Consider the following 15,467-nt stretch of genomic DNA (forward strand, 5'->3'; position numbering starts at 1 on the left):
ACTAGTGGTGCGGCGCTTTACTCGGCGGCAGCGTTGGCGTCGGCCAGCGCGTTGACGCCACCGACGATCTCGCTGATCTCCTGGGTGATCCCGGCCTGGCGGGCCTGGTTGGCGATCTGGGTGTACTTCTTGATGAGCTCTTCAGCGTTGTCGGTCGCGGACTTCATCGCCTTCTGGCGGGCGGCCAGCTCGGAGGCCGAGGCCTGGAGCAGGGCGAAGAAGATCCGGCTCTGGACGTACTTCGGCAGCAGCTCGTCGAGCACGCTCTGCGGCGAGGGCTCGAACTCGTAGAGCGGCAGCACCTCGTCGGCGTCGGGCTTCTCCTCGCCCTCGACCACCTCCAGTGGCAGCATCCGCACGCTGCGAGGCTCCTGCACGAGCATCGACCGGAACTGCGTGTAGACCAGGTGGACCTCGTCGACGCCGGCTGCGTCACCGGTGTCGTCTGAGTCGGCGATGAACGCCCCGATCAGCGCCTCTCCGATGGCCCGCGCGTTCTCGTAGCGCGGCTGGTCGGAGAAGCCGGTCCAGGTCTCGCGGACCGGCCGGTTGCGGAAGCGGTAGTAGGCCTCGCCCTTGCGTCCGGAGATGAAGGTGACGACCTCCTTGCCCTCCGAGCGGAGCCGCTCGGCCAGCCGCTCGGCCTCCTTGAGCACGCTCGAGGAGTAGGCACCCGCGAGTCCGCGGTCGCTGGTCACGATGAGCACTGCGGCGCGGCGCGGGTTCTCCGGCTCCGTGGTCAGTGGGTGCTTGACGTTGGAGTAGGTCACCAGCGCCGAGACCGCGCGCGTCAGCTCGCGGGCATAGGGGGCGGCCTGCTGGGCGCGCTGCTGCGCCTTGATGATGCGCGAGGCAGCGATGAGCTCCATGGCGCGCGTGATCTTCTTGGTCGACTCGACCGACTTGATCCGCGCGCGGTACTCACGCAGCGATACGGCCATCGGCTACCTCAGCCTCGCTTCTGCTTGACGATGGTCTCCTGCTCGAGCTCCTCGTCCGGCAGAGCATCGGCCGGGGCCTCGTGGCCGACCTTGATCGACTCGCCCTCCGAGGTCTCGAACTGGTCGAGGAACTTGTCGTAGGCCGACTCCGCGGCGGAGGCGGCGTCGTCCTCGAACTTCTGCGACTCGCGGATCCCGCTCAGCAGGTCCTCGTGGGACCTGCGCAGGAAGTCGAGGAACTCGTTCTCGAAGCGCAGCACGTCGCCGGTCGGAACGCGGTCGAGCCTGCCGGTGGTGCCGAGCCACAGCGAGATGGTCATCTCCTCGAGCGGGTACGGCGAGTACTGCGGCTGCTTGAGCAGCGCCATCAGGCGCTGGCCGCGGTCGAGCTGCTGACGAGACGCGGCGTCGAGGTCGGAGGCGAACATCGCGAACGCCTCCATCGCGCGGAACTGCGCCAGGTCGACCTTGAGCGAGCCGGTCACCGCCTTCATGGCCTTGGTCATCGCGTTGCCGCCGACTCGCGAGACCGAGACGCCGACGTCGATGGCCGGGCGCTGGTTGGCCGCGAAGAGGTCGGACTGGAGGAAGATCTGGCCGTCGGTGATCGAGATGACGTTGGTCGGGATGTAGGCCGACACGTCGTTGGCCTTGGTCTCGATGATCGGCAGCCCCGTCATCGAGCCGGCGCCGAGAGCGTCGGAGAGCTTCGCGCAGCGCTCGAGCAGGCGGCTGTGCAGGTAGAAGACGTCACCGGGGTAGGCCTCACGGCCCGGCGGACGGCGCAGCAGCAGCGAGACCGCACGGTAGGCCTCGGCCTGCTTGGTGAGGTCGTCGAAGATGATCAGGACGTGCTTGCCGTCGTACATCCAGTGCTGGCCGATGGCTGAGCCGGTGTAGGGGGCGAGGTACTTGAAGCCAGCGCTGTCAGAGGCCGGGGACGCCACGATCGTGGTGTACTCCAGCGCGCCGGCCTCCTCGAGGGCACCGCGGACCGCGGCGATGGTCGAGCCCTTCTGCCCGATCGCGACGTAGATGCAGCGGACCTGCTTGTTGGGGTCGCCGGTCTCCCAGTTCTGCTTCTGGTTGATGATCGTGTCGATGGCGATGGTCGTCTTGCCGGTCGACCGGTCGCCGATGATCAGCTGGCGCTGACCACGGCCGATCGGGGTCATCGAGTCGATGGCCTTGATGCCGGTGGCCAGGGGCTCGTGCACCGACTTGCGGGCCATCACGCCCGGCGCCTGGAGCTCGAGGGCGCGGCGGTCGTCGGAGACGATCTCGCCGAGGCCGTCGATGGGCGTGCCGAGCGGGTCGATCACGCGACCCATGAAGCCGTCGCCGACGGGCACCGAGAGGATCTCGCCGGTGCGGCGGACCGTCTGGCCCTCCTCGATCTTGTCGAAGTCACCGAGCACCACGACGCCGATCTCACGGGTGTCGAGGTTCAAGGCGATGCCCAGGGTGCCGTCCTCGAACTCCAGCAGCTCGTTGGCCATGGCCGAGGGCAGGCCGGAGACGCGGGCGATGCCGTCGGCGCACTCGGCGACCGAGCCGACCTCTTCCCTGCTGGCCGCAGAGGGCTTGTAGTCGTCGACGTACTTGGCGAGCGCGTCGCGGATCTCCTCCGGACGAATGGAGAGCTCCGTCATGTTCGTTGCCTCTTCCCTTTGCTACTGGGGCTGGTGGTCTGCCTGGTGATGTCTCAGCCGGCGATGCGTCGGCGAGCGGTGTCGAGCTTGGTCGAGACGCTGCCGTCGATGACGTCGTCGCCGATCTCGACCCGCAGGCCGCCGATCAGCGAGGGGTCCTCCACGACGTGCAGGTGCACGGTCGCACCGTAGGTCTTGCCGAGCGCCTGGGTCAGGCGGGTGATCTCGGTCGTGCCCAGCGGCCTGGCGGTGTGGACGACGGCGAGCAGCTCGTCTTGTACGTCGGCTGCGGTGCGCTGGATGTCGGCCAGCGCGCGGCCGATGGGAGCGTCGCTGCGGGCGGCCTGGCCGACCAGCCGCAGCGTGGCCGGGAGCACCTTGCCCTCGAGCACACTGTCGAGCAGGCCCGACTTGGCCGCGTTGGTGCGCGCGGGGTCGGACAGCGCTCCGCGCAGGTCGGGGTTGGCGTCGATCAGCCGGCCCACCGCGAAGAGCTCGTCGCTGACACGTGGCCCTTGGGCACCGGCCGAGCGGACCAGTGCCTGGATGCCGAGCTCCTCGAGCACCGCCCCCAGGTCACGCGAGGCGGTCCAGCGCTGCTGGACGGCCTCCTTCACCACGTCGAGCGCCGTGTCGCCGATCTTGCCGGAGAACACGTTGTCGGCCAGCCCGGCCTTGGCCTTCCCCTCCACCGAGCCGTCGGTGAAGACCCGGCGCAGCGAGGGCTCTGCACGCAGCACTCCCGCCACGGCGAGCAGCTGCTCGCCGAGGGTGGCGTTCTCGTCGAGGGTCCGGTGCGCGGAGACCTTGGCGGTCAGCGCGGAACGGGCCTCGGCCGAGGCACCTCGCAGCATCAGCTGGCTCCTCCGGTCGAGCTGGCCTTGCTGGACTCGAGCGCGTCGAGGTCGGCCAGGAAGCGGTCGACGACTCGGGTGCTGCGCTCGTCGTCCTCGAGGCTCTCGCCCACGATCCGACCGGCGAGGGTGGTCGCCAGCGTGCCGACCTCCGCGCGCAGCGAGGCCACGGCCTGCTGACGCTCGGCGGAGATCTGCGCGTGGCCGCTCTCGACGATGCGGGCCTTCTCGGTCTCACCCTGCTGCCGCAGCTCGGCGACGATCTGCGCGCCCTGCTCGCGGGCCTCCTCGCGGATGCGGGCGGCCTCGTGGCGGGCGTCGGCGATCTGCGCCTTGAACTCCGCCTCGGCGGCGTTGGCGTCGGACCGGGCCTGCTCGAGCTCGGCGAACTGGGTGCGGATCGCCTCCTGGCGGTTCGTCATCGCCCGGTTGATCGGCGGGATGACGTACTTGGCCAGGAGGAAGAACAGCAGCCCGAACGCAGCCAGCTCGACCAGGAAGGTGAAGTTGGGGACCAAGAAGTTGCTCTGGCCCTCGCCTTCGGCGGCCATCGGGAGGAGCTGAATCACAGCGCCTGTCATCTCATCTGTCCTTTGCCCATGCGTGGGGGTGTCCTGGATTCCTGCTCACCGGTGAGGCCGGTCAGGACAAGACGAAGACGAACATCGCCATGAAGGCGAGGTTGATGAAGAACATCGCCTCCACCAGACCGACCGTCAGGAAGAAGATCGTCTGGAGGCGACCCTGGGCCTCGGGCTGGCGGGCCACGCCCTGGATGTAGGACGAACCGGCCAGACCGTCACCGACACCGGCGCCGATCGCGCCACCGGCGAGGGCGATGCCACCGCCGACGAACGCGCCGGCGAGCTTGACGGCCTCATCACTTACTGCCATGGAACTGCCTCTCCACTTGACTTGCATTGGTCGTACTTCGGGTGGGTCGCTCTCGTGCTGAGGATCAGTGCGCGAGCGCGGGGGTCTTGCTGTCTGCCTCTTCGTGCTCGTCGTCGTGCTCGCCGTGGCCGGCACCGGCCATCGCGAAGTACAAGACGGTCAGCAGGGAGAAGATGAAGGCCTGGATGCCGCCGATGAACATGTCGAAGGCCTTCCAGAGGATGTTGGGCGCCCAGCTGGCCCAGATCGGGATCAGCCCGATCAGCGCCAGCATGATGCCGCCGGCGAAGATGTTGCCGAAGAGTCGCAGGGCCAGCGTGATCGGCTTGACCAGCTCTTCGAGGATGTTGAGGGGCAGCAGCACCGGGAAGGGCTGCAGGAAGTGGCTGAAGTACCCCTTCACGCCCTTGGTCCGGATGCCGTAGGCCCAGACACTGATGATGGTGACCGCGGCCAGTGCGTAGGTCAGGTTGGTGTCGGCCGTCGGCGCGGCCAGCAGGTGCGGGCTGTCGTCGTTGAGCTTGCTCGGGATCAGCTCGAGCCAGTTGGCGAACAGGATGAAGAAGAACAGCGCGATCGCCAGCGGGGCGACGTAGGGGTGCACCTTGCCGAGGTTGTCCTCGACCTGGCGGTTGACCTCGCTGACGACGGCTTCCCAGATCAGCTGGAGCTTGGAGGGCACGTGGTCGTCGGCCTTGGTGAGCCGCGAGCGCAGCACGAAGCCCAGGATCAGCACGATCAGGCCGGCGATCACCGTCGAGGAGATCGTGTCGATGTTGACCGTGAAGCCGAACCACTCGCGGGTGACGTGGTGGCCGATCTCGATGTTGGTGCCGCCCTCCTCGCCACCCCCGGCCGCGAGGAACCCGCCGATGGCCTGGGGCAGCACCGTCGCGAACGTCATCCTTGCTTCAGCTCCTTCAGCAGCGGCAGCCCGGTCATCACCAGGGCGATCAGTCGGAAGATGGCCAGGCCGAGCAGCAGCCCGATGCCGTTGGGCCAGAAGAGCACGGCGGCACCGACCGCGACGACGGTGAGCACGCCCAGGCGCGTCAGCGTGGAGGCGATCATCTGGCTGCGCGTCGGCTGGGCGCCGGAGGTGATGATGCCGAGCAGCCAGCGCTCGGTCATCAGGTGGTTGGCCAGGCCGAGCAGGACGCCGCCGGAGATGCACCCGGCCAGCTCCCACTCGCCGAACTGGCCGGCGATCCAGTAGGTCGCGATGACCATGACCGCGGCGACCACGATGGTCTTCTTCTGGTCGCGGAGCACGCGCCCCCAGCTGGCGCGCTGGGGCAGGGCGGCCGACTCGTCAGCCACGGGATGCCCGGAAGAGTGACCGGAAGGGTGACCAGACTTGTGTTCTGTGGTCTGGGTCACAGCCTCGTGCATGCTCAGAGGCTCGTGCATGTGACCACCTCATGACGAGCCCGGGTCCCGCGATGTGGAGTCGAGCGCAGCGCGCACGCGGACCCAGAAGCCGACGGCGCCGGCGACCATGCCGAGCGCGATGCCACCCAGCGTGCAGACCGGGGTCGAGCCGAGCGCCTGGTCGAGCAGGTAGCCGAGCGCCGTGCAGACGATGACAGCGCCGGCGAGCATGCCGCCGAGACCGAGCAGGTCGCGGCCTCGCAGACCCTGTGAGGAGCCGTCATCGGCCATCCACCCAGATCGCTTCCGTCGGGGACGTCGGTGCCACCGGCGGACACTCCCCCGAAGGCCGGCGACTGCGCGAAAGTACCACAGCGCGAGACGACCGAAATCCGGCCAGCAGCACGGCCCAGAGCGGTGATCTGGGCGCTCTTGGGGCCGGGGCGGCGGGAGGGTCTCGTCATCATCGGTCGGCGGCCAATCTGGTCGTCGGTCGGGGTGCTTGTGAAAACTAGCACAAAGTCCGGGCGGCGTGCGATACGGGGAGGGGTCAACGTTCGGCCCACCCTTTCATCCTCCGCCCCTCCCCTGCTCACCTGGGTGCCGACTCGGCGTCAGGAGGAGGGCTCGGGGTCGGGCTCGCGGTCGAGGAGGGCAGGCTTGCGGACGACGGGCAGGACGAAGGTCAAGATGACGGTGAGGGCGCTCATCGAGGCCAGGGCGATCCACATCCAGCGGCCGGTGTAGAGGCTGACCAGCACCATGCCACCAGCGATGAGCGCCGCCCACATCCACATGATCAGCACCGCGCGACGCTGGGAGTGGCCGATCTCGAGCAGGCGGTGGTGCAGGTGCTGCTTGTCCGGGGAGAACGGCGAGCGGCCCGCGCGCGTACGACGTACGACGGCGAGCACCAGGTCGGCCATCGGCACCACGAGGATGGCCAGCGGCAGCAGGATCGGCAGCAAGGTCACCAGCAGGCTCGCCTGGGTGCCCATCGCGCCCTTGCTGATCTCGGCCGGGTTGAACTGACCGGTCAGCGTGATCGCGCTCGCCGAGAGGAACAGCCCGATCAGCATCGAGCCGCTGTCTCCCATGAACAGCCGGGCCGGGTTGATGTTGTGGGGCAGGAAGCCGATGCACGCGCCGGCCAACATGGCCGACAGCAGGGCGCCGGTCGAGGCGACCGACTGGTCGTTGAACCGGGTGATCTGGTAGCAGAACGCGAAGAACGCCAGCGCCCCGATGCACACCACGCCCGCGGCCAGCCCGTCGAGGCCGTCGACGAAGTTCACCGCGTTGACCGTGGCCACCACGATGAAGACCGTCAGCAGCGCACCCTGCGCCGGGTCGATGATGAACTGGGTCTCGTTGCTGCTGAAGTAGATGTACTGCACGTTCTGGGTCACCAGGAAGCCAGCAGCGATGATCTGCCCGCCCAGCTTGGTCAGGGCGTCGAGCTCGAACAGGTCGTCCAGGACGCCGATCGCGCAGATCAGGGCACCGGCGATGAGCACGACCCCTGCGTCCCGGAAGACGAAGGCGTCACTGCGGGTCGACAAGAACGGCAGCTCGCGCGCCACGACGTAGGCCCCCACCAGACCGCCCAGCATGGCGAGTCCGCCGAGGTAGGGGATCGGCTCGGCATGCACGTCGCGGTCACGTACCCTGGCCACCGCACCGGTCCGCAACGCGATCTCGCGCGCGACGACGGTCAGCAGGTAGGTGACGGTCGCCGCCACCAAGAAGACCAGGACGTACTCGCGCAAGCCTCGACCGCCTAGTCCTCGTCCTCGTCCTCGCCGCGGACGAACGCCTCGAGGCCGTCGAGGGCGTCGTTGAGCTCCTCGAGCGAGATCGCGCCGGTGCGCAGCACCTTCCCGCGGTAGCCGCGCACGTCGACGATGGTCGACGCGGCACCTCCCGGCGAGGGCCCGTCGTCGATGATCACCGCGACCGCGTCGCCGAGCATCTCCTCGGCCTGGTCGGCGTCGGTGGCCGCGGGGTGTCCGGTGAGGTTGGCGGAGCTGACGGCCAGCGGGCCGGTGCGTTCGAGCAGGTCGAGGGCGAGCCGGTGGTCGGGCATCCGGATGGCGACCGTGCCGCGCGTCTCGCCGAGGTCCCACTGCAGCGAGGGCTGCTGGTTGCACACGATGGTCAGCGGGCCGGGCCAGAACCTGTCGACCAGCCGCCGCGCATAGTCGGTGATGCCCGTCGCCAGGGCGTCGAGCGTGGTCGGTGAGCTGATCAGCACCGGCGGCGGCATCTCGCGCCCCCGACCCTTGGCGTCGAGCAGCGACTGCACGGCTTCCGCGTCGAACGCGTCGGCGCCGATGCCGTAGACGGTGTCGGTCGGCAAGACGACCAGCTCACCGCGCTGGACGGCCGAGCTGGCAGCCGCGATGGCCTCCTCGCGCGTGTTGTCGTCGGCCGTCGAGAGACGGCGAGCTGCGCTGTGCATGGGTTCAGGAGATTGCTCAGCAGACGTCTCGAAACCATCGGAACCGTCTCGCTCGTCGGAGGAGTCCTCGTCCTGCTGCTCGGCGAGCTCGTCGGGCTCTTCAATCGGCACAGGGGTCATCGTGCCAGTCGCGCGGTGACAAATCGCGGACGGCCGGCGAGGTCGCGGTGGTCGCGTACGTCGGCCCATCGGCCGGTGGCGGCGAAGACAGCCGGCGCCGACTCGCCCTGGGCATCGGCGTGCTCGACCCCCACCACTGCGCCAGGTCGCAGCAGCAGCGCGGCCCGCTGCTCGACCACGCGGATCGCGTCGAGCCCGTCGGCACCGCTCCACAGCGCCAGCGCAGGGTCGTGGTCGCGAGCCTCGACCGCCACCGACTCCCAGGCCTCGAGCGGGATGTACGGCGGGTTGCTGACGACGACGTCGACGGTGCCGGCGAGGTCGTCGAAGGTCTTCGCGAGGTCGCCCAGGCGCAGGTCGACGCCGCAGCCGCGCAGGTTGAGCGTCGCGTAGTGGTAGGCGTGCTCGTCCTTCTCGACCGCATGCACCCGGGCGCCCGGCACCTCGTCGGCCACAGCCTTCGCGATCGCGCCGGAGCCCGTGCCCAGGTCGACCACGACCGGCTCGTCGACGAGACCGGCCTGCTCGATGGCCCATCCGGCCAGCAGCTCGGTCTCTGGCCGCGGCACGAACACACCGGGTCCGACGATGAGCTCGACGCGGCGGAAGTACGCGCGACCGGTCAGGTGCTGGAGCGGCTCGCGCGCGGCGCGCCGGCCGACCAGCGCGTCGTACGCCGCCACGTCGTCGTCGTCGACGTCGTCGACCAGGACCAGCCGGCTGCGCTCGATGCCGAGCGCATGGGCGAGGAGCTGCTCCGCGTCGGACTCGGGGCTGGCCACCCCGGCCTCGGCGAGGCGCCGGACCGCGTCGGCGACGAGGTCGCGCCGCCTCACAGGTCGGCTACCGCCGCGAGTCGCGCCTCGAGGTCGTCCTCGACCGCCGAGGTGATCACGGGGTCGAGGTCGCCGTCGAGCACCTGGTCGAGGTTGTAGGCCTTGTAGCCGGTGCGGTGGTCGGAGATCCGGTTCTCCGGGAAGTTGTAGGTGCGGATCCGCTCGGACCTGTCGACGGTGCGCACCTGGTTGCGGCGGGCCTCCCCCGCCGCCGCGTCGGCCTCCTCCTGCGCCATCGCAAGCAGCCGGGCACGCAGGATGCGCAGCGCCTGCTCCTTGTTCTGCAGCTGGCTCTTCTCGTTCTGGCAGCTGACCACGATGCCGGTCGGCAGGTGGGTGATGCGGACCGCCGAGTCGGTGGTGTTGACGCTCTGACCACCCGGACCGCTGGAACGGAAGACATCGATGCGCAGGTCGTTGTCGTCGACCTGGACGTCGACCTCCTCGGCCTCGGGCATCACCGTCACGCCCGCGGCGCTGGTGTGCACGCGACCCTGCGACTCGGTGACCGGCACCCGCTGGACGCGGTGGACGCCGCCCTCGAACTTCAGCATCGCGAACGGCGCGTGGCCGGGCTCGCTGGTGCCTTTGGCCTTGACCGCCACGGTGACCGACTTGAAGCCGCCGAGGTCGGACTCTGCAGCGTCGATGATCTCGGTCGTCCAGCCCCTGCGCTCGGCGTACCGGGTGTACATACGGAGCAGGTCGCCCGCGAACAGCGCCGACTCCTCGCCCCCCTCGCCCGACTTCACCTCGAGGATGGCGTCCTTGTCGTCGGTCGGGTCGCGCGGCACGAGCAGGCGCCGCAGGCGCTCGGCCAGCTCCTCGCGGTGGGCCTCGACACGGTCGGCTTCGGCATTGAGGTCGGGGTCGCCCAGCTCGCGCGCGGCCTCGATGTCCTCGCCGGCCTGCTGCCACTCCCGCCAGGTGGTCACGATGGCCGTCAGCTCGGCGTACCTCTGGTTGAGCCGCTTGGCCAGCCGCGCGTCGGCGTGGGTCTCCGGCAAGGAGAGCTGCCCCTCGAGGTCGGCGTGCTCGTCGACCAGCGCGGCTACTGCCTCGAACACAAGGGACCTCTCGTTGTCTGGGTGGTCGGGCCTGTCGAGACCACCTCACCGTGTGGTCGCGACGAGCTCGACCACCACCGGCCGCCATTGTCGCAAGGCGCACGCAAGCGGCGCTCAAGTGGGGCTCAAGCGGGCGCGACGAGCCTCCTCTCGTACCCACATAGGAATCGACGAGGAGGACCACATGACCAGGTGGAGAGGGCGCGCCAGTCGCGGCATCGTGATGATGCTCGCGACCACGGCCGCTGCGGGAGGCGCGGTGATGGCCGTCCAGTCACCGGCGGCCGCCAACGAGAACGCGCTCTGGGTCGGCAAGATCGGTGAGACGCACGGCACCTTCGGGGCCAACGCGGTCGTCCGCATCTGGGGCGACCTGCGGGTCAAGACGTTCGGCTGCGCCGAGGACGGCGTCAACGACTTCGTCTACCCGACCAGCAACGTGTACGTCGTGGCGCCCGGGTCGGCGAGTGGCGAGCTGACCGACGTCACGGGGGGCCGCCCCAACACCGTGGTGCAGTACGCCACGGTCTTCGACGACGAGATCATCGCGATGACCCAGCCCGGCGGCACGCTGGCCGAGGGCACCTACGACGTCGTCTTCGACACCTGCCAAGACGGCCGGTTCGATCCCGAGGACGACAACGTCTTCCCGGGCGCGATCACTGTCACCATGCCGGCCGTGCTCCCCGCCGCCGATGGCGCCCTCGCGTCGTTGAAGAACGCCTCGCACGCCGAGTACGAGTCGTGGAAGAACGCGCGCACCGTCATGAACGCCGTGTGGAAGCAGGTCGAGAAGGCCATCAAGGGCGGCTGCAAGGCCGGAAACCCGTGGGCGTGCGCGATGAAGTACGCCAACTACTTCGGCCCGATCAAGAAGCAGTTCGACCAGTTGCTGGTCAACCAGGGCCTGCACTACCTGGCGATCTACGAGGACCCGCCGAACACCGACTTCAAGCACGCCATCACGGCGCCCGCGGTCGACAACACCGCCGGGGCCGACGCGATGGCCGGCGAGGTCGCCCTCACCCAGGCACTTCTCGACGCCGTCGAGGCCTACAAGGGCGCCCAGCAGGCCGGCGACGCCGAGTGGGCGCTGGTCCACGCGCGCACCGTCCGAGACCTGCACGACGCACTGGCGGCCCAGGCCGACGGCACCTCTGCCCAACTCCAGGACCTCGAGGGGCTCTACTCCTCGCAGGCCGACGAGGGGCTGCAGGCCGCGCGCGACTACCTCGGCCGGGTGCGCCGCGAGGGACTGACCCCCGGCGAGAAGCACACCTTGCGCGACAACGGCATGTCCGATGCCGAGATCACCGCGTTCGAGAGCGATCTGGCCGCGACCTCGACGCCTCGCATCCTGGCCAGCGACGTCCGGGCCGCGCTCGCCGCCCAGCGCAGCACCCACGCAGACACCGTCAGCGCACTCGCCCAGGGCCGCTCGGCCTGGCAGGCGATCGTGACCTCGCTCGAGGCCCAGGACAACGTGCCCGACGAGCAGCCGGTTGCGTCGTTCGACGCCCCGGCCACGGTGGTCGAGGGGGAGGGCTTCGGCCTGGACGCCTCCGGGTCGACCGCCGCCGTGTCCTATGCCTGGGACCTCGACGGCGACCGCGACTTCGACGACGCCACCGGCGCCTCGCCGTCGGTGACGCTGACCGAGCCGGGCACCGCACTCATCGGCCTGCGCGTCAGGAACGACGCCGGCCAGACGGCGTACGGCTGGAAGTCGGTCCGCGTGACCTCGCGCGGGTCGGCCCCGGTCGTCTCCGGCACCCCGACCGACCGCCTGCAGACGATGGTCACCGGCACGTCGCGGAAGTTCGACGTTGCCGTCTCCGACGACGGCGGCACCCCCGCGGTGGTGTGGAGCATCGACGGGCAGGCCGCCGGAACCGGCGCCAGCCTCACCTGGACGGCGCCCACGAGTGTGGGCGTGCACGAGGTCGTCGCGACCGCGACCGACGCTGACGGCCACGCCAGCTCGTTCGCCTGGGACATCAACGTGCACCAGCCCGATGTCGACGGTGACGGCTGGTCGTCGCTGCTCGACTGCGACGAGACCGACGCGGCCGTCCACCCCGGCGCCACGGAGTACCTCGGCAACGGCATCGACGACGACTGCGACGACTCCTCCCCCGACGCGCCTCCCGGCGGTCTGACGGGCAAGGTCTACGGCTGGGGCAACGCGACGTACGGCGCGCTCGGCACCGGCACGATCTCCAACAGCGACCACGTCACCCCGACCGCCACCGCGCTCGACAACGACGTGGTGCAGGTCGAGGCCATGCTCGGCAACGCCTACGCGGTGCTCGCCGACGGCAGCGTGCGGGCGTGGGGCATCAGCGGCGCCATCGGCGACGGCCAGTCCGTCACCCGCTACGGGCCGGTCCAGCCGGTCGGCCCCGGCGGTGTCGGTCTGCTCACCGGAGTGCGCCGCATCAGTGCCAGCCTCGACCACGTCGCGGCGACCACGACCGGCGGGAAGGTGCTGACCTGGGGCAACCAGACGGCTGGCACCTTCGGTGACGGATCGACTCCCACGTCGCGGCTCTACCCGGACTACGTGCGTACGTCGCTCGGCGGCTCGGCGCTCACCGGGGTGCGCTCCGTGGAGGCCGGTCACGCGGAGGACTACGCCCTGATGGAGGACGGCACGGTGATGGCGTGGGGCTCGGTCTCCTGCCTGGGGTCGTCGAGTGGCGTCGCGACGCCGTTCCCCAGCACCATCCCAGGGCTCACCGACATCAAGCAGATCTCCACGTCTCCGGCGGTCACGCTGTTCCTCCGCAAGGACGGCACCGTGCTGTCGTGCGGTGGCACCGACGAGGAGCTCGGTCGTGACTGGAACTTCACCGACAAGTCGCCGTGGAAGCCGCTTCCGGTGGCGGGATTCGGACCGGGCTCCAAGGTCGTCGACATCTCGATCACCGGTGACGCTGCGATGGCGATGAAGGAGGACGGCTCGGTCTACCTGTGGGGCCGCAACACCAACGCTGCCCTCGCGCCGATCTTCGGCGCCGACGCCGGCGTCGCGGAGGAGCCGACCCTGGCACCGCTGCCCGCCGGACCCCCGGCGGTCGACGTCGACAACACCGACTCGGTGACGCCTCGCGTGATCCGGGCCGACGGCTCGCTCGTGCTGTGGGGTGGCAACACCTTCGGCGCGGGAGGTACGGGCAAGCCGGGCTTCATCACGAGCCCGATCGTGCTCGACGTGGCCGGACGTACGGTGCTGCAGACCTCGGGCAGCAACTGGACCGGCTTCGCCCTCACCCGTCCGAAGGACGACCCCGAGCTGGAGCTCCCGGCCTCCTGGGTCAGCGCATCGGTCGCTGACACGGACCTGTCCGAGAGCGGCGGCGGTGCGTTCACCGTGTCGCTCGACCACGTCCTGCTCGACGACATGGCGATCACCTGGTCGCTGGGCGCCGGCACAGCCGACGCCAGCGACGCCGAGCTGACGTCCGGCACGGTGGTCATCCCTGCGGGGCAGACCAGCGCGCAGGTCGACGTCGACGTCAAGGACGACGCCATCGACGAGGACGACGAGACCGTGGTCCTGTCGCTGACCGGAGCGCGGCTCGGTCTGCAGATCGACCGCGCGCAGGCGATCGGCACGGTCGCCGACGACGACGCCGCTCCCACCGTCAGCGTGGAGAGCCGCACGATCGACGAGGGCGGCACCAGCCTCACCGACACCCCGGTGACCTTCCGCCTCTCGAAGCCGAGCGGCAAGGAGGTCGTGGCGACGTACGCGACCCTCGCCGGCTCGGCCTCGGCCGGGTCGGACTACGTGGAGTCGTCGGCGGTCATCCGGTTCGCGCCGGGCGAGACCGAGGACGTCGTACACCTCTCGGTCACCGGCGACACCGAGCAGGAGCCCACCGAGACCTTCGCGGTGCAGCTCAGCGACGCCACCAACGCCGAGATCGGCGCTGCTGGGACCGTGCGGATCCTCGACGACGAGGTGCTCGTGGTCAACGCCACCGGCTCGACGGTGGTCGAGGGCTCCCCCGTGGAGTTCGCGATCACCGTGAGCCCGACGCCCCTGGCGGGCGTCGAGGTCTCGGTGCCGTGGACGATCGGACCTGCCAGCGGTACGGCGGTGCTCAGCGCCGACGAGCCGTCAGCGGTGGTCTCGATGCCGACGACCGACGACACCGAGGTCGAGACCCCGGAGGCGGTCGAGCTGGAGCTGGGCCAGCTGGTGGCGTCCGACGAGCGCAAGGTCGTCCTCGGCGAGGTTGGTCCGTCGTTCGTGACCGACAACGACGACGCCGAGCCCGACAACCAGGCTCCGGTCGTGTCGGCGGGGACGGCTCCGTCCGGCCTGGAGGGTGCTGCGATCGCGCTCTCGGGGACGGTCGAGGACGACGCTCCCGGCGTCACCGCGCAGTGGTCGGTCTCGGGCCCGTGCACGGTGCTTGGTGCGGGGGCTGCCTCCTCGGTGCGGTGCACGCAGAACGGCGCCTACGCCGCCACGCTCACCGCGACCGACGCCGGCGGCCTGACGGCCACCGCGACGACAACCGTCACGGTCGGCAACGCGGCGCCGGTAGCCGTTGCGGTGGACGTCGACGGCGCCGGGGCGTCGGTGGCCTTCACCGACGCGGGCACCGACGACACGCACACCTGCAAGGTGGTGTGGGGCGACGGCACTCCCGACGGGCTCGTGACCGGTGCGGTGTCACCGTGCGTGCTCGCGCACCGCTACGGCCGCGGCACCTGGACCGCACGTGTCACCGTCACCGACGGCGACGGCGGGTCGTTCGAGGTCCAGCGGTCCGTGACGGTGGCGGACACGGCCTGGCCGTGGCGCGGGTTCCTCCAGCCGGTCGACAACGCCCCAGCCATCAACGTGGTCAAGGCGGGTCAGGCCGTGCCGGTGAAGTTCGGGCTCGGCGGCTACCGCGGGATGGACATCTTCGCGGCCGGCTCACCGGCCTCGGGCGCCGTCACCTGCGGTGGCGGTGACACCGACACGGTGGAGGAGACCAGCAACCCAGGTGCGTCGTCGCTGACCTACGACGTCGGCACCGACACCTACCAGTACGTCTGGAAGACCCAGAAGAACTGGGCGGGTCAGTGCCGCCGGCTGGTCGTCGAGCTGGCCGATGGCACCAGCCACTGGGCGGAGTTCCGTCTCAGGTAGTCGCTGGTTGAGGAGGTTGCGCAGCAACCGTCTCGAAACCATCGGGACCCTGCGTCGCCCACCGGGTTTCGAGACACGCGCCAGCGCGCCTTCCTCAACCACCGAGGGTGGTCGCTGGT

13 protein-coding genes are annotated in these 15,467 nt (G+C 69.9%); 1 reads left to right on the forward strand and 12 read right to left on the reverse strand.

The window, feature by feature from the left end; translation table 11 throughout:
* Window positions 1-17: 17 nt before the first annotated feature.
* From ISU10_RS07185 to prfA, 12 genes are all read right to left on the reverse strand, one after another.
* A complete protein-coding gene (locus ISU10_RS07185) occupies window positions 18-941 on the reverse strand; it encodes a F0F1 ATP synthase subunit gamma (RefSeq protein ID WP_194695693.1) in 924 nt (307 codons plus the stop codon).
* 8 nt (window positions 942-949) lie between these two features.
* The gene (atpA, locus tag ISU10_RS07190; RefSeq protein ID WP_194695694.1) at window positions 950-2,593 is read right to left on the reverse strand and encodes a F0F1 ATP synthase subunit alpha; all 1,644 of its coding nucleotides are present in this window, start codon (window positions 2,591-2,593) and stop codon (window positions 950-952) included.
* Window positions 2,594-2,646: 53 nt separating this feature from the next.
* On the reverse strand, window positions 2,647-3,447 hold the full coding sequence (locus ISU10_RS07195) for a F0F1 ATP synthase subunit delta (protein WP_194695695.1): 801 nt from the start codon (window positions 3,445-3,447) through the stop codon (window positions 2,647-2,649).
* On the reverse strand, window positions 3,447-4,028 hold the full coding sequence (locus tag ISU10_RS07200; protein ID WP_228499950.1) for a F0F1 ATP synthase subunit B: 582 nt from the start codon (window positions 4,026-4,028) through the stop codon (window positions 3,447-3,449). The genes ISU10_RS07195 and ISU10_RS07200 overlap by 1 nt, the downstream gene beginning before the upstream one ends.
* A 61-nt stretch (window positions 4,029-4,089) precedes the next feature.
* Entirely contained in the window at window positions 4,090-4,341 is a 252-nt protein-coding gene (locus ISU10_RS07205; RefSeq protein ID WP_194695696.1) for a F0F1 ATP synthase subunit C, read from the reverse strand.
* A 64-nt stretch (window positions 4,342-4,405) separates the two neighbouring features.
* On the reverse strand, window positions 4,406-5,245 hold the full coding sequence (gene atpB, locus ISU10_RS07210; protein ID WP_194695697.1) for a F0F1 ATP synthase subunit A: 840 nt from the start codon (window positions 5,243-5,245) through the stop codon (window positions 4,406-4,408).
* A complete protein-coding gene (locus tag ISU10_RS07215) occupies window positions 5,242-5,661 on the reverse strand; it encodes a hypothetical protein (protein ID WP_194695698.1) in 420 nt (139 codons plus the stop codon). Before ISU10_RS07215 ends, atpB begins: the two co-directional genes overlap by 4 nt.
* A gap of 99 nt (window positions 5,662-5,760) precedes the next feature.
* Window positions 5,761-6,003 (reverse strand): AtpZ/AtpI family protein, encoded by a 243-nt coding sequence (locus ISU10_RS07220; RefSeq protein ID WP_194695699.1) that lies wholly within the window; start codon window positions 6,001-6,003, stop codon window positions 5,761-5,763.
* A 323-nt stretch (window positions 6,004-6,326) separates the two neighbouring features.
* A complete protein-coding gene (locus ISU10_RS07225; RefSeq protein ID WP_194695700.1) occupies window positions 6,327-7,481 on the reverse strand; it encodes a glycosyltransferase family 4 protein in 1,155 nt (384 codons plus the stop codon).
* 11 nt (window positions 7,482-7,492) lie between these two features.
* A complete protein-coding gene (locus ISU10_RS07230; RefSeq protein ID WP_370864906.1) occupies window positions 7,493-8,284 on the reverse strand; it encodes an L-threonylcarbamoyladenylate synthase in 792 nt (263 codons plus the stop codon).
* 5 nt (window positions 8,285-8,289) lie between these two features.
* Window positions 8,290-9,129 carry a peptide chain release factor N(5)-glutamine methyltransferase gene (gene prmC, locus ISU10_RS07235; RefSeq protein ID WP_194695701.1) on the reverse strand — a complete coding sequence of 280 codons (840 nt, stop codon included), beginning with the start codon at window positions 9,127-9,129 and terminating at the stop codon, window positions 8,290-8,292.
* Window positions 9,126-10,196, reverse strand: a complete 1,071-nt coding sequence (gene prfA, locus ISU10_RS07240; RefSeq protein ID WP_194695702.1) for a peptide chain release factor 1 — start codon at window positions 10,194-10,196, stop codon at window positions 9,126-9,128. The genes prmC and prfA overlap by 4 nt, the downstream gene beginning before the upstream one ends.
* A 184-nt stretch (window positions 10,197-10,380) precedes the next feature.
* Between prfA and ISU10_RS07245 the strand changes: the two genes are divergently transcribed.
* Complete coding sequence (locus tag ISU10_RS07245) at window positions 10,381-15,348, forward strand: PxKF domain-containing protein (protein ID WP_194695703.1); 4,968 nt, start codon at window positions 10,381-10,383, stop codon at window positions 15,346-15,348.
* Window positions 15,349-15,467 lie beyond the last annotated feature (119 nt).

The organism is Nocardioides agariphilus, from assembly GCF_015352445.1.
Lineage (GTDB): Bacteria > Actinomycetota > Actinomycetes > Propionibacteriales > Nocardioidaceae > Nocardioides > Nocardioides agariphilus.

What these genes read in the sequence shown, in the direction of transcription:
- ISU10_RS07185 (WP_194695693.1), bottom strand. Translation starts at nt 941, where the DNA reads ATGGCCGTATCGCTGCGTGAGTACCGCGCGCGGATCAAGTCGGTCGAG.
- atpA (WP_194695694.1), bottom strand. Translation starts at nt 2,593, where the DNA reads ATGACGGAGCTCTCCATTCGTCCGGAGGAGATCCGCGACGCGCTCGCC.
- ISU10_RS07195 (WP_194695695.1), bottom strand. Translation starts at nt 3,447, where the DNA reads ATGCTGCGAGGTGCCTCGGCCGAGGCCCGTTCCGCGCTGACCGCCAAG.
- ISU10_RS07200 (WP_228499950.1), bottom strand. Translation starts at nt 4,028, where the DNA reads ATGACAGGCGCTGTGATTCAGCTCCTCCCGATGGCCGCCGAAGGCGAG.
- ISU10_RS07205 (WP_194695696.1), bottom strand. Translation starts at nt 4,341, where the DNA reads ATGGCAGTAAGTGATGAGGCCGTCAAGCTCGCCGGCGCGTTCGTCGGC.
- atpB (WP_194695697.1), bottom strand. Translation starts at nt 5,245, where the DNA reads ATGACGTTCGCGACGGTGCTGCCCCAGGCCATCGGCGGGTTCCTCGCG.
- ISU10_RS07220 (WP_194695699.1), bottom strand. Translation starts at nt 6,003, where the DNA reads ATGGCCGATGACGGCTCCTCACAGGGTCTGCGAGGCCGCGACCTGCTC.
- ISU10_RS07245 (WP_194695703.1), top strand. Translation starts at nt 10,381, where the DNA reads ATGACCAGGTGGAGAGGGCGCGCCAGTCGCGGCATCGTGATGATGCTC.